We start from the raw sequence: 14,228 nt of genomic DNA, 5'->3' as shown, positions 1-14,228 counted from the left end.
GCTGAAATGGCTCAGCCGATGGAGGATTAAAACATGACAGACAAAAAGAAATTAGTACTAGTGGATGGAAACAGTCTCGCTTATCGAGCCTTTTTTGCTTTGCCGCTATTATCAAATGATAAAGGCGTCCATACAAATGCCATTTATGGCTTTGCGATGATCTTAATGAAGATGCTCGAGGACGAGAAGCCAACCCATATGCTTGTCGCATTTGATGCGGGAAAAACAACGTTCCGCCACGAGACATTTAAAGAATATAAAGGCGGAAGACAAAAAACGCCGCCAGAGCTATCAGAACAAATGCCGTTTATCCGTGAGTTATTAGATGCCTATCAGGTGAAAAGGTACGAGCTTCCTCAATACGAGGCAGACGATATTATCGGGACATTGGCTGTGGAGGCAGAAAAAGACGGCTTTGAAGTCAAAATTTTCTCAGGAGATAAGGACTTAACGCAGCTCTCAACAGACCATACGACGGTGGCAATTACGAAAAAAGGCATTACAGAAGTAGAATATTACACACCGGCTCATATTGAAGAGAAATATGGCCTGCGCCCAGATCAAATCATCGATATGAAAGGTTTGATGGGAGATTCCTCAGATAATATCCCAGGGGTGCCGGGTGTAGGTGAAAAAACAGCGATTAAATTGTTAAAGCAGTTTGAAACGGTTGAAAACCTGCTTGAACATATTGACGAAGTCAGCGGTAAAAAACTCAAAGAAAAGCTTGAAGAATATAAAGAGCAAGCGGTGATGAGTAAAAAACTCGCAACGATTCTTGTAGAAGCGCCAATTGATGTATCAAGCAAGGATCTCGCATATGAAGGTCCTCATATGGATCAAGTGATCTCTCTTTATAAAGAACTAGGCTTTCAAACGCTGCTAGAGCGTCTAGGAGAAGCACCAGAAACAGGTGAACAGGTCGAAGTAGAAGCATTAGAAGTGAAAAAAATGACCGAAGTAACGGATGAGATGCTGACAGATCAAGCTGCTCTTGTGGTAGAGCAGCTTGGAGATAATTATCATGAAGCAGATTTGATTGGGTTTGCGATCCATAATGAAAATGGTGCGTTTTTTATCACGAAAGAAGATGCGCTTCAATCAGACGCATTTAAACAATGGGTACAGGATGAAACGAAGAAGAAATGGGTCTTTGATTCAAAAAGAGCAGTTGTCGCCCTCAGATGGCATGATGTCGATCTAAAAGGTGTCGATAACGATGTCCTGCTCGCTTCCTATGTCGTCAACCCTCAGAAATCGTATGAGGACGTCGCAAGTGTGGCGAAGGAATATGGTCTTAACATCGCTCTTTCTGATGAAAAAGTGTACGGAAAAGGAGCAAAGCAGGCGATTCCACCTGAAGATGAACTGAAGGAACATCTTGGACGAAAAGCAGCAGCGATCTCTGCTCTGCATGATTTAACACTTGAAGCGTTAGAAAAAAATGATCAGCATGAACTATATGAAGACTTAGAGCTGCCGCTTGCCCTCATCCTAGGTGAAATGGAATCCCTTGGGGTAAAGGTAGATATTGAGCGCCTAGAGAAGATGGGTGAAGAGTTAACGAAAAAGCTGAAAGAATATGAAGAAACCATTCACCGCTTAGCAGGTGAAACATTTAACATCAATTCTCCTAAACAGCTTGGCGTGATTCTTTTTGAAAAATTAGGACTGCCGATTATTAAAAAGACAAAGACGGGCTACTCGACATCTGCGGATGTTCTTGAAAAGCTTGAAGATAAGCACGAGATCATTCGGTCCATTCTGCATTACCGCCAAATTGGAAAGCTCCAATCGACCTATGTGGAAGGCTTAATGAAAGTAACGCGCAAGGATACCCATAAAGTGCATACACGATTTAATCAAGCGCTCACGCAAACAGGAAGACTAAGCTCAACAGACCCAAACCTGCAAAACATCCCAATTCGTTTAGAAGAAGGACGAAAGATTCGACAAGCATTCGTTCCATCAAAAGAAGGCTGGCTCATGTTTGCTGCTGACTATTCACAAATTGAACTGCGTGTACTCGCTCATATTTCTCAGGATGAGAATTTGATCGAAGCGTTTACGCAAGATATGGATATTCACACGAAGACAGCGATGGACGTGTTCCATGTCTCAGAAGAAGAAGTGACTTCCTCTATGAGAAGACAAGCCAAGGCTGTCAACTTCGGTATTGTATATGGGATCAGTGATTATGGGTTATCTCAAAACCTTGGGATCACAAGAAAAGAAGCAGCTGCCTTTATCGAACGCTATTTAACAAGCTTTAAAGGCGTGAAAACCTATATGGAAGAGATCGTGCAGGAAGCGAAACAAAAAGGATATGTCACGACACTTCTCAAACGCAGACGGTATATCCCGGATATCACAAGCCGTAATTTTAATATCAAAAGCTTTGCCGAACGAACAGCCATGAACACACCGATCCAAGGAAGTGCAGCTGATATTATTAAAAAGGCCATGATTGATATGGCGCGTAAATTAAAAGAAGAAAACTTGCAGGCAAATCTTTTATTACAGGTGCACGATGAATTGATTTTCGAAGCGCCGAAAGAAGAAATTGCCATACTCGAAAAAATTGTTCCTGAAGTCATGGAAAATGCACTTCAGCTAGATGTGCCGCTAAAAGTAGATTTTGCTTCAGGGCCATCTTGGTACGACGCAAAATAATAGAGAGAGAAAAAGGAGCGAGGAGCATGCCGGAATTACCAGAAGTTGAAACCGTCCGGCGCACACTCAAGCGGTTAGTCGAAGGAAAGACGATTGAAACGGTCGATATCAAATGGCCAAATATCATCAAACGTCCTGGGGAGCCGGAAGAGTTCGCAAGAAGGATGGTAGGAGAAACGATACAAACCATTGAAAGAAGAGGAAAGTTCCTGCTCTTTCATTTAGACCACTACGTAATGGTCTCCCATTTAAGGATGGAAGGGAAATACCGTGTACATGAAGCGCATGAGCCATACGATAAACATGTACACGTCGTCTTTACATTTACAGACGGTACTGAGCTTCGGTATCATGATGTGCGTAAATTTGGCACGATGCATTTATTTCAGCCGGGTGAAGAAAAAAAGGAACTCCCGCTCTCGCAGCTGGGGTATGAGCCTTTTGATGATCAATTCACTCCGGAATATTTATGGGAGCAATTGAAAAAAACTTCCCGTGTGGTCAAAACAGCGCTGCTTGATCAAAAGATTGTCGTGGGACTAGGTAATATTTATGTAGATGAGGTTTTGTTTAAAGCAGGCATTCATCCAGAAACAAAAGCGAATCAGCTCAGCCTTGAATCGTGCAAAGTGCTTCACAGGCATATTATCGATACACTTCAAGTAGCGGTAGATGCAGGAGGAAGCACGATTCGCTCATATATCAATTCACAAGGTGATATTGGCACATTTCAGCTGCAGCTTCTTGTGTATGACCGGCGGGGAGAGCCTTGTCAAACATGCGGAAGCATCATTGAGAAAACAGTAGTCGGAGGGCGCGGCACTCATTTTTGTGTGATCTGCCAAAAGCGTCCTCAATAAAAATCAGCCATCAGCATGCTTCCTTTTTGCTGTGCATACGATAAAAAACATTCATTTTTCAGCAAGGTGTAGACTGACACACAGCCCACCTGCTCTTCATATAGTGAAGAAGAGTCTAAGGACGCCTAGAGACTCTTGATCATCGTTGCATGAACAGAAAGGAAGAGTTCAGGTATGATTTCGATTTCGCTCCTGTTTTTAGCTATTGCAGTCAGCATTGACAGCTTTTCTGTAGGATTTACGTATGGACTTCGTAAAATGAAGATTCCATTTAAAGCGATTGTCATTATTGCGTGCTGTTCAGGGATTGTGCTGCTCATTTCCATGCTGATTGGCAGCCTGCTGACGACATTCCTCCCTGTCTCAGTGACAGATAAACTTGGTGGAGGCATTTTAATCGCCATTGGACTTTGGGTCCTTTATCAATTTTACAAACCAGCGAAAGAGCGTGATTTGCTTCTTCATGAAAAGACATTGCTCAATGTGGAAGTGCAATCGCTTGGTCTTGTCATTCAAATTTTGCGAAAGCCGACAAGTGCAGATATTGACCGTTCTGGGACGATCAATGGAATAGAAGCGGTGCTTCTTGGGATTGCTTTATCCATTGATGCATTTGGCGCAGGGATTGGCGCTGCGATTCTAGGCTTTTCTCCAATTGTCATGAGTATCACTGTGGCCGTGATGAGCTCACTTTTTGTGTGTATCGGGATCCGTTCCGGTCATTACTTGGCCAATTGGCGCTGGATCGATAAACTTGCATGCTTACCAGGGCTCCTGCTCATTTTAATTGGGGTGTGGAAGCTGTAAAGGAGGAAATCAATTGACGCTTGTCATTGGATTAACAGGCGGGATTGCTAGTGGAAAAAGCACCGTCTCGCAAATGATAAAAGAGCAGGGCATCCGGGTCGTGGACGCAGATGTCATTGCAAAAGAAGCAGTTGCCAAAGGAACACCAGCTCTTCAACAAATCGTTCAAACCTTTGGTGAGGATGTTCTCCTGCCAAATGGGGAGCTGAACCGGCAGCAGCTTGGAGCCGTCATTTTTTCTGATGAAGAGAAAAGAAAGCAGCTGAATGCGATTGTTCATCCTGAAGTGAGAAAAGAAATGCTCAAACAGAGAGATGAAGGGGTTAGTCAGAAGGAAACCTTCGTTGTCCTCGATATCCCGCTTTTATTTGAAAGTCAGCTGGAAAGTCTCGTCGACCGCATCATTGTGGTGTATACAACGCCCGAATTGCAGCTGTCGCGGCTCATGAATCGAAATGACCTCAGCGAGGAAGAAGCGCTGAATCGTATTCACTCTCAGCAGTCTCTTGAGGAGAAATGTAAAAAAGCAGACCGCGTGATAGAGAACACACAAGATCTCGCGTTTATTAGAAAGCAATTGCAGAACATATTAAATGAATGGGAACATACAGATAAGTAAGAGTACATACACGTACTCTTCTTTTTTTATGCTTTATTCTGATTTCCTTTGAAAAGAACAGCCCTTTTTAGAAAATATACGTTTATATACTGGCAATTACATTCTAATGTGATATACTAATTTCATAAATAAATTTATTGAGTATAACACATAATAGAGGAGTGACCTGTTCATGAAGGTAAAAGCAGCGATCAATGGGTTTGGCAGAATTGGACGCATGGTCTTCAGAAAAGCAATGCTTGATGATCAAATTCAAATTGTAGCGGTGAACGCAAGCTATCCTGCCGAAACGCTAGCACATTTAATTAAATATGATACAAATCATGGACGTTACGAATGTGATGTGACAGCAGAAGATGACGCCTTGATTGTGAATGGCAAAAGAGTTCTTTTGCTTAATAATAGAGACCCGAAGCAGCTTCCATGGGGAGAGCTTGGGATTGATATCGTCATTGAAGCAACAGGTAAATTTAATTCAAAAGATCAAGCGATGGGCCATATAGATGCCGGAGCGAAAAAAGTCGTTCTAACAGCTCCAGGTAAAAATGAAGACATTACGATTGTGATGGGTGTCAATGAGGATGATCTTGATCCTGAAAAGCACGTCATTATTTCAAACGCATCTTGTACAACAAACTGTTTAGCACCAGTTGTGAAACTGTTAGATGATGAATTTGGCATCGACAATGGTTTAATGACAACGGTTCATGCTTATACAAATGATCAAAAAAATATCGATAACCCGCATAAGGATCTGCGCCGGGCGAGAGCATGTGCTCAGTCCATTATTCCAACTACGACGGGTGCCGCTAAAGCGCTTTCTTTAGTGCTTCCGCACATGAAAGGGAAATTACACGGACTTGCACTCCGCGTACCAGTTTCCAATGTGTCGATGGTTGATCTTGTCGTTGACTTGAAAAAAGATGTCACAGCAGAAGAAGTCAATGCAGCCTTCTCGAATGCATCTAAAACATCTCTTGCTGGTATTTTAGATTACACAGATGAGCCGCTTGTCTCTACGGACTTTAACACAAACCCTTATTCAGCAGTCGTTGATGGACTAACAACGATGGTAATGGAAGGGAGAAAAGTGAAAGTTCTTGCATGGTATGACAATGAATGGGGTTATTCATGCCGAGTGGTTGACCTTGTAAAGTTTGTCGGCGCACAGATGAAAGAGCTGTCTGCTGTTTGAAATGAAGAAGACGATCGTCCCTTTTCAAGAAATGAGAGAAAATCCCACTAAAAACACAGCTTGCAAAATGGGTCTAAACAAAGTATACTATTTTTCGTGAACTTCTTGTTCGCAGACTCATTCGGGTATACTTAAAGGGTTAGGACCTCTTAGGACTAACTTTCCCCCGTGGTATATGTCCGGTCCGGCTGCTTAGAACTTCACTCTTTCATTCTTGTTTAAAGGGGGGTCCATGATGGAAACAATCGGACGTCACGTTATCTCCGAGCTATGGGGATGCGACTGTGATAAACTGAACGACATGGATTTTATTGAAAAAACGTTTGTAAATGCAGCTTTGAAATCAGGAGCTGAGGTAAGAGAGGTTGCTTTTCACAAATTTGCACCTCAAGGAGTAAGTGGAGTTGTCATTATTTCTGAATCTCATCTGACAATTCACAGCTTTCCTGAACATGGTTATGCGAGCATAGATGTTTATACTTGCGGTGACCTAGATCCGAATATTGCAGCAGATCATATCGGAGATGAATTAGGTGCTGAAACAAGAGAAAACATCGAAATTCCTCGAGGCATGGGACCTGTACAAGTAAAACAGGCACAAGCCAAAGCACTGTAAACATAAAAAAGATTGCAATGGGAGCTGGCCAAAAGCATTGAATGCCTTTGTGTTATGCTCCTTTTTATATTTTTTTGATAAAAAATCCAACATTCCCCAGCTTGTCTATACTTTTGTTCTAGGAAAACAAAGGTTTTTTTTATAAAATAAAGAAAGAGGCATTATGGCAAAGGGGATACGTGTATGACTTTAAGACAAAAGTTTAAACGGTTCATGTCAAACCATACAGAAACATCTGACGAGCATCCAGTGTCAGAACTGAAAAGCCATTACTACAAATCGACGAATGCACAAGTTTTTCAAGCGGTGGAAACCATTCTTTCCCAAAGCGATTCTTATCAAGTGACATCTGTTTCAGCAGAACGAGGTGAAATCAGCGCAAACATACGATTGCCGAAAAAAGCCTTTCTCGTGGCGACTGTCATTTCAATTCGTCCTTTTGAAACAGCTGTCGATTTTAATGTAACAACAGAAACGGCCCTGCCAACAGATTTCGGCTATAGTCAAAAGACCGTTCTGTCCCTTTATGATGAACTAGACAAACAACTTCCAAGAATAGATCGGAGCTGATGAAATGAAATGTCCCACATGTCAGCACCTTGGCACAAGGGTGCTTGATTCAAGACCAGTAGATGAAGGGAAATCCATCCGTCGCAGAAGAGAGTGCGAAAGCTGCCAATATCGCTTTACGACGTTTGAAAAATTAGAAGAATTACCGCTGATTGTGGTGAAAAAAGAAGGAATTCGAGAAGAATTCAGCCGCGAAAAAATGCTGAGAGGACTCATCAAAGCGTGTGAAAAGCGTCCTGTCGCTTTAAAGCAGCTGGAGGATGTCTGCTTTAATATTGAAAAAGAACTGCGCAATCAAGGCATGTCAGAGGTGAAAAGCGAGCTTGTAGGTGAAATGGTCATGGACGAGCTGGCGAAAATTGATGAAGTGTCATACGTCAGGTTTGCCTCGGTTTACCGGCAGTTTAAAGACATCAATGTCTTTATTGATGAATTAAAAGACCTATTAAAGAAAGAACGCTAAAAAGAGCTGGAGATTCTTCATGCTCTTTTTCCTGCGTAAAGCGTAAAACGCAAAAAGAGTGTACAATGGAAACAATCGCAATTCATGGGGAGGATCAGCATATGACAGAGCATTGGAAGGAAGTGCTAGCCGTCGATCCGTATGTCGTCAAAAGCGCTTCATTGCTCGGTGACATCGATAGACAGCTCATCACTCTTTTATATCAGCCGCTTATTGGCATGTCCGCTTTCAGCTTATACATGACGCTGTGGGGAGAGCTGGAACAAAATCGTATGTGGGGGAAACCTGTACCTCATCGGCAGCTCATGGTCATGCTGCAAACGAATTTAAATGATATTTTTGAGGAACGTTTAAAGCTTGAAGCGATCGGCTTACTCCGCACATATGAACAGGAAACGGAAGAAGGCAGACTGTTTACATATGAGCTTGTACCGCCGCTAAGACCAGATGAGTTTTTCCAAGATGGTATGCTGAATGTCCTGCTGTACCATCGTGTAGAAAAAGCAAAATATATGCAGCTGCGTGATTATTTCTCTTATCCGGGTGTTCCTGCAGAAGCAAAGAACATTTCACGGTCATTTGAAGAAGTGTTTCACGTATTGCAGCCAGGCGAGCGCAAGATGACAGAAGAAATTCATCAGGCGTCATCGCTTGATCAAGGCTATGAATATGTGACCGTTGGATCGAGTCAGCCGGCACCGCTCTCGGACGAATCCTTTGATTTCGATCTATTATTAGCCGGTATGTCTGACATGATGATTCCAAGAAAGGCTTTGACAAAGCAGGTAAAAGAAACAATTAAGAAGTTAGCTGTTGTATACGGCATCACCCCGCTTCAAATGCAAAATATTGTAGCAGGTGCATGCGGTTCGGATCAAATGATCTCAACAGAAGAGCTGAGAAAAGCAGCAAGAGACTGGTACCAAATTGAATACAGAGGCGAACAGCCAAAGCTGATTGATCAAAAACAGCCAAGACACTTGCGCCAAGATGCTTCAAAGACGCAGGCGGCAGATACTCCAGATGCAAAATTGATTGAAAAGCTGGATCATATTTCGCCTAGGGAGCTGCTAAAAGACATGGCAGATGGCATTGAGCCAACATATGCCGACTTAAGAATTGTCGAAGATATCATGATCGAGCAGCAGCTAGAGCCAGGTGTCATGAATGTTCTCATCTACTATACATTACTCAAAACAGATATGAAGCTGTCGAAAGCATATATGCAAAAAATCGCTTCTCATTGGGTGAGAAAGAAAATCAAAACCGTTGCTGCGGCCATGAAAATTGCCAAAGAAGAGAACAGACAAATGACAGAGTGGGCGCAACAGAAAAAGCAGCGCAGCCCATATGGTTCAGGAAAAGTCGTCCGGGAAGAGAAACTGCCTGACTGGATGAAAGAAACCGAAACAAAAGAACAGCCGGCAAAAGAGCAAACGGACAATCTGTCTACAGAAGACCTTGAACGAGAAAAAGAAAAACTGTTAGATCAGTTTAAAAATATGAAAAAGTACAATGCACATTAAGGTGAGGTGAGTTGGGATGAAACCGATCGGTCGTTCATTTGAACAGCTAAAAGGACGAGTAGATTTTCGCGTGAGATACAATCAGATTAAAGAAAGTGTGTTGTCTGATGAAGATGTGAAGGCATTTTTACAGAAGCATCAAGAAGAGATACATGAAGACATGATCAATCGCAGCTTGAACCGGCTCTTTGAATATGTGCAGCAGTCGAAGGGCTGCTCTTACTGCTTAGATGACGAAAACGTCAATGCCATTTTAGATGGGTATCACCCGAAGCTTGTGATCAAAGGTCAGAGTATTGATATTGAATATTCCCCTTGCCTGGTCAAGCTGCGGCTCGATAGACAGAAAAAACAGCAAGAGCTGATGAAAAGCATGTATATTCCGCAAAATGTCCTTCAAGCGACGTTCGCTGATCTGAACGTTGTGGGAAGACAAGAGGTCATTCAAAAAGTAGGTCAATTCCTCCAAAGCTATGATGAGACTGGAAAAGGAAAAGGCTTGTATTTACACGGAAAGTTTGGAGTAGGAAAAACGTATATACTAGCAGCTATTGCGCAGCAGCTAGCGGAAAAAGAGTACCCATCTCTCCTTGTTTACGTGCCTGAATTTGTAAGAGAGTTAAAAAATTCATTAGCTGATCATACGCTAGAAGAAAAGCTGAATATGGTTAAATCCACTCCTATTTTAATGCTTGATGATATTGGGGCAGAATCGATGACAAGCTGGGTGCGGGATGAACTGCTCGGTACGATCTTACAATACCGTATGGCAGAACAGCTGCCGACATTTTTCTCTTCTAATTTCTCACCAAATGAGCTGAAGCATCACTTTACGTACTCACAGCGGGGGGAAAAGGAAGAGGTCAAAGCCGCTCGTTTAATGGAACGGATTCTCTATTTAGCAGAGCCTGTCTTGCTCGAAGGAGAAAACCGCCGTCATTTATAAAAGCGTATGTCACCTGAAGGAGGAGCAAATGAAATGAACAAAAGAAAATGGCTGCTTTTTCTTGTGATTGGCATTCTTGCTGCTGCGCTGTGGTGGCTGAATAAACAGCATCTTCAGCTGGCGCCGAAAGATGTGAAGAATTGGGTGCTTCAATTTGGAATGCTGGCTCCCTTTGTTTTTCTTTTCTTATCTCTTTTCCGCCCGTTTGTTCTCGTCCCGATTACGGTCTTTTCGCTTGCGGCGGGTTTGGCATTCGGCAGTGTCCTTGGGACGATTTATGCCCTCATTGGAGCGACAGCCGGGGCAACAGGCTCCTTCATGATTGCTTCAACCTTTCGAGCAAAAAAGAAGGAAACGGAATCAAACAGCCGGAAGCTGAAAGCGGTGACGTCCCGTATTCAGGAGCATGGATTTCTTTATATTTTGTTATTGCGTATTGCACCGATTCATTTTGATTTTGTCAGCTATGCGGCAGCTGCTTCACGTGCAAATTATCGTGCATTTGTGACAGCCACCTTTTTAGGCTTAATACCGGGTACAATTGCGTTAAATGTTCTCGGCTCAAGCTTTGTCAGCGGCAATTATGCCGCCTTAGCGGTTGTTTGTTTGATTTATTTGATCTTTATCTCTGTTCCACTCATTTTAAAAAGAAAGATGCCTGATTTATTTTAGGCGTCTATTTTTTATGTTCCCCCCATATATATGTAACAGATGTCGTTAGGGGGGACAAACATGCTTGAAATAATCTTTGAAGATGAATATGATACCGCCGCTTTTTTACATCTTGCTGAACACTTAGACAGTCGGCATCACATGTCAATTCAACAAGGGAAAGACCGGCTTCTCATAGAGGCGAAGGAATCCGAAGAAGCACTTGAGCACATTGTGCGGCCATTATTGGTTCACTTTTTTTTGGAATGCAAAGAAAATGAGCGCATGCGCAGCATCCTTGAAAACACCTATTTGTTTAAAGATCCCGAAGAGCAGCACCAAATTCTTTCCATCGCACACAGTATCATGAATGGGGACTTAGATGATATTCCCGGCATTCAGCAAGACCCGTCAAGAGAAGCCCTTTTAAAAAAGGAGCTTGAGGCGATTTCTTTACAGCAAGGTGTTTTTTCAATTGGTTCATTTATGACATTTAGGCTGTCAGAGTATGACCGAAGGCTGAAGAACTATGTTGAAGTGTCCATTGAAGAATACAAAATGGAGCAAGAGTATCAAAACTTCATTCAATCGCTTCGAGACTATGTGATGGCAAGAGAGCCTAGGCTCGAAAAAGTACATGTTGTGCATCAGGACCGCCTGGTGATTTGGGAATTTCGCTACGCTTCTGAGCGTGATCAAAAACAATACATAGACAGACAGTTTGTAAGAGAGCATCCAATGTATATTGATTCGCAGCTGATTGCACCGCTTGTCTCCATTGCACCGCAAAAAATTGACCTGTTTACAAATGATACAGGTCACTCGATGGTGCAAACCATTCAAAATATTTTTCAAGAAAGGGTCGAGGTGTTCCCGTCTCATTCATTCCAAGAGCAGAATGTTCAATTTGTACATGCTCATTTCAACAAGAAAAGTGAAAAGCTTTCTTGATTTTCACGAAAAAACGTTTTATAATACGGTGTAACTTCATACAGAGACCGTATTGATAAGGACATGAACAAATGAACACCCGCTTAAAGAGAGGGAAGCCGCGGCTGAAAGCTTCCTAGCAGAGGACCATTTGCTTTACCACCTTTGAACATCAGCTGTGAACATTTTAGTAATGGCTGACGGGAATTCCCGTTATCGAAACACAAGCCGTATTTGCTTATGAAAAAGCAAGCTGCAAGTACGGGAAAAAGGGTGGAACCACGATTCCGTTTATTCAACCTCGTCCCTTTCCAGGGGGCGGGGTTTTTATATTGCCAAAAAAAGGAGTGACCAGAGATGTCAGAACAAATTCAACTTACATTTCCAGATGGAGCAGTCAAGGAGTTTGACAAAACAGCTACAACAGAAGACATCGCGGCATCAATTAGCCCGGGCCTAAAGAAAAAAGCACTTGCCGGTAAATTGAACGGTAAAGAAATAGATCTGCGTACGCCGCTATTAGAAAGTGGAACAATCGAGATCATCACAGATAAAAGTGAAGAAGCACTCGACATTATGCGCCACAGCACAGCACATTTGCTAGCGCAGGCGATCAAACGCCTTTATGGAAAAGAGCATCACGTTCAGTTTGGCGTAGGTCCTGTCATCGAAAATGGTTTCTACTACGATGTGGACATCGATGTTGCCATCACACCTGAAGACTTACCAAAGATTGAAAAAGAAATGAAGAAAATCATTAACAGCAATCTGCCAATTGAGCGAATTGAAGTATCAAGAGAAGAAGCGAAAAAGCGCTTTGAAGCGATTGGTGATGAATTAAAGCTTGAACTGTTAGAGGCGATTCCAGAAGGTGAAGCTGTGACGATTTATGAGCAGGGGGAATTCTTTGACCTCTGCCGCGGGATTCATTTGCCGTCTACAGGAAAAATCAAAGAGTTTAAACTGTTAAGCCTTGCCGGTGCATACTGGAGAGGCGACAGTAACAACCAAATGCTTCAGCGTATTTACGGAACAGCTTTCTTCAGCAAAGAAGATTTAAATGAGCACTTACGTCTGCTGGAAGAAGCGAAAGAACGCGATCACCGTAAGCTTGGAAAAGAGCTGAAACTGTTTGCGAATTCCCAAAAGGTTGGTCAAGGACTTCCGCTTTGGCTGCCAAAAGGCGCTACAATCCGCCGCGTCATTGAGCGTTACATTGTCGATAAAGAAGTGCGTCTTGGCTATGAACATGTGTACACACCAGTTCTTGCAAGTGTTGAATTGTATAAAACATCAGGACACTGGGCGCATTATCAAGAAGACATGTTCCCAGTAATGGAAATGGACAACGAAGATCTTGTTCTTCGTCCGATGAACTGTCCGCACCATATGATGATTTACAAAAACGAGCCGCACAGCTATCGCGAATTGCCAATTCGTATTGCAGAGCTTGGTACAATGCACCGCTATGAAATGTCAGGTGCCTTATCCGGCCTTCAGCGTGTTCGCGGTATGACATTAAACGATGCACACATCTTTGTTCGTCCAGATCAAATCAAAGACGAGTTCATCCGTACAGTTCGCTTAATTGAAGAAGTGTATCAAGACTTTGGTTTGAATGACTACACATTCCGCTTATCTTACCGTGATCCGGAAGATACTGAGAAGTATTTCGATGACGATGCGATGTGGAATAAAGCACAATCGATGCTGAAGGATGCAATGGACGAGCTTGGTCACGACTACTATGAAGCAGAAGGCGAAGCGGCATTTTATGGGCCGAAGCTTGATGTACAAGTAAAGACAGCTCTTGGAAAAGAAGAGACATTATCCACTGTACAGCTTGATTTCTTACTTCCAGAACGCTTTGATCTCACATATATCGGAGAAGATGGAAAGCACCATCGTCCAGTCGTGATTCATAGAGGCGTTGTTTCTACAATGGAACGTTTCGTTGCCTTCTTAATTGAAGAATACAAAGGAGCCCTTCCAACATGGCTGGCACCTGTACAATTCCAAGTCATCCCAGTTTCACCGTCTGTTCATTTAGACTATGCGAAAAAAGTACAAGAACGTTTGCAGCTTGAAGGCCTTCGTGTAGAGCTTGACAGCCGCGATGAAAAAATTGGGTACAAAATTAGAGAAGCGCAAATGCAAAAGATTCCGTACATGCTTGTCGTCGGAGATCAAGAAGCAGAAAATGGCGCTGTCAATGTAAGAAAGTACGGGGAACAAGATTCAGAAACAATGGATCTTGAAGGCTTTGTGAAACATGCAGTAGCAGAAGCAAAGAAATAATAAGCACAGCCAGTGATTCTCTTTAGGTCACTGGCTTTTTTCTTTTTGGAAAACACCTCCACTAGTGATCCAAT

13 protein-coding genes and 1 other annotated feature are annotated in these 14,228 nt (G+C 42.7%); all 13 genes read left to right on the top strand.

The window, feature by feature from the left end; genetic code table 11:
* Positions 1–33: 33 nt before the first annotated feature.
* Entirely contained in the window at positions 34–2,673 is a 2,640-nt protein-coding gene (gene polA / locus NST65_RS13265; protein WP_046312038.1) for a DNA polymerase I, read from the top strand.
* A 26-nt stretch (positions 2,674–2,699) separates the two neighbouring features.
* Positions 2,700–3,533, top strand: a complete 834-nt coding sequence (mutM, locus tag NST65_RS13260) for a DNA-formamidopyrimidine glycosylase (protein WP_342488978.1) — start codon at positions 2,700–2,702, stop codon at positions 3,531–3,533.
* Between the two features lie 174 nt (positions 3,534–3,707).
* Positions 3,708–4,340: a sporulation membrane protein YtaF gene (gene ytaF / locus NST65_RS13255; protein WP_342488977.1), complete on the top strand. Its 633-nt coding sequence runs from the start codon at positions 3,708–3,710 to the stop codon at positions 4,338–4,340.
* Positions 4,341–4,353: 13 nt separating this feature from the next.
* The gene (gene coaE, locus NST65_RS13250; protein WP_342488976.1) at positions 4,354–4,959 is read left to right on the top strand and encodes a dephospho-CoA kinase; all 606 of its coding nucleotides are present in this window, start codon (positions 4,354–4,356) and stop codon (positions 4,957–4,959) included.
* A 172-nt stretch (positions 4,960–5,131) separates the two neighbouring features.
* Complete coding sequence (locus tag NST65_RS13245) at positions 5,132–6,154, top strand: glyceraldehyde-3-phosphate dehydrogenase (protein ID WP_024425707.1); 1,023 nt, start codon at positions 5,132–5,134, stop codon at positions 6,152–6,154.
* Positions 6,155–6,389: 235 nt separating this feature from the next.
* Positions 6,390–6,770: an adenosylmethionine decarboxylase gene (gene speD / locus NST65_RS13240; protein WP_003216492.1), complete on the top strand. Its 381-nt coding sequence runs from the start codon at positions 6,390–6,392 to the stop codon at positions 6,768–6,770.
* Positions 6,771–6,953: 183 nt separating this feature from the next.
* A complete protein-coding gene (locus NST65_RS13235) occupies positions 6,954–7,340 on the top strand; it encodes a hypothetical protein (protein WP_061109456.1) in 387 nt (128 codons plus the stop codon).
* A gap of 4 nt (positions 7,341–7,344) precedes the next feature.
* On the top strand, positions 7,345–7,803 hold the full coding sequence (gene nrdR / locus NST65_RS13230) for a transcriptional regulator NrdR (RefSeq protein ID WP_003216720.1): 459 nt from the start codon (positions 7,345–7,347) through the stop codon (positions 7,801–7,803).
* Positions 7,804–7,904: 101 nt separating this feature from the next.
* Positions 7,905–9,329, top strand: a complete 1,425-nt coding sequence (locus NST65_RS13225) for a replication initiation and membrane attachment family protein (protein ID WP_342489380.1) — start codon at positions 7,905–7,907, stop codon at positions 9,327–9,329.
* Positions 9,330–9,345: 16 nt separating this feature from the next.
* Complete coding sequence (gene dnaI / locus NST65_RS13220) at positions 9,346–10,275, top strand: primosomal protein DnaI (protein WP_034279671.1); 930 nt, start codon at positions 9,346–9,348, stop codon at positions 10,273–10,275.
* 33 nt (positions 10,276–10,308) lie between these two features.
* Complete coding sequence (locus tag NST65_RS13215) at positions 10,309–10,947, top strand: TVP38/TMEM64 family protein (RefSeq protein WP_046312323.1); 639 nt, start codon at positions 10,309–10,311, stop codon at positions 10,945–10,947.
* A 60-nt stretch (positions 10,948–11,007) separates the two neighbouring features.
* A complete protein-coding gene (ytxC, locus tag NST65_RS13210; RefSeq protein ID WP_024425712.1) occupies positions 11,008–11,877 on the top strand; it encodes a putative sporulation protein YtxC in 870 nt (289 codons plus the stop codon).
* Positions 11,878–11,920: 43 nt separating this feature from the next.
* Positions 11,921–12,168 (top strand) — a binding site (T-box leader).
* A gap of 45 nt (positions 12,169–12,213) precedes the next feature.
* Positions 12,214–14,154 (top strand): threonine--tRNA ligase, encoded by a 1,941-nt coding sequence (thrS, locus tag NST65_RS13205; RefSeq protein WP_034279675.1) that lies wholly within the window; start codon positions 12,214–12,216, stop codon positions 14,152–14,154.
* The last annotated feature ends 74 nt before the right edge of the window (positions 14,155–14,228 follow it).

The sequence above is a fragment of the Bacillus sp. FSL P4-0248 genome (assembly GCF_038593305.1).
In the GTDB taxonomy this organism is placed as follows: Bacteria; Bacillota; Bacilli; order Bacillales; family Bacillaceae; genus Bacillus; species Bacillus safensis.
Note: the sequence above shows the minus strand (reverse complement) of the source record. Positions and strands in the feature narration are given on the sequence as shown.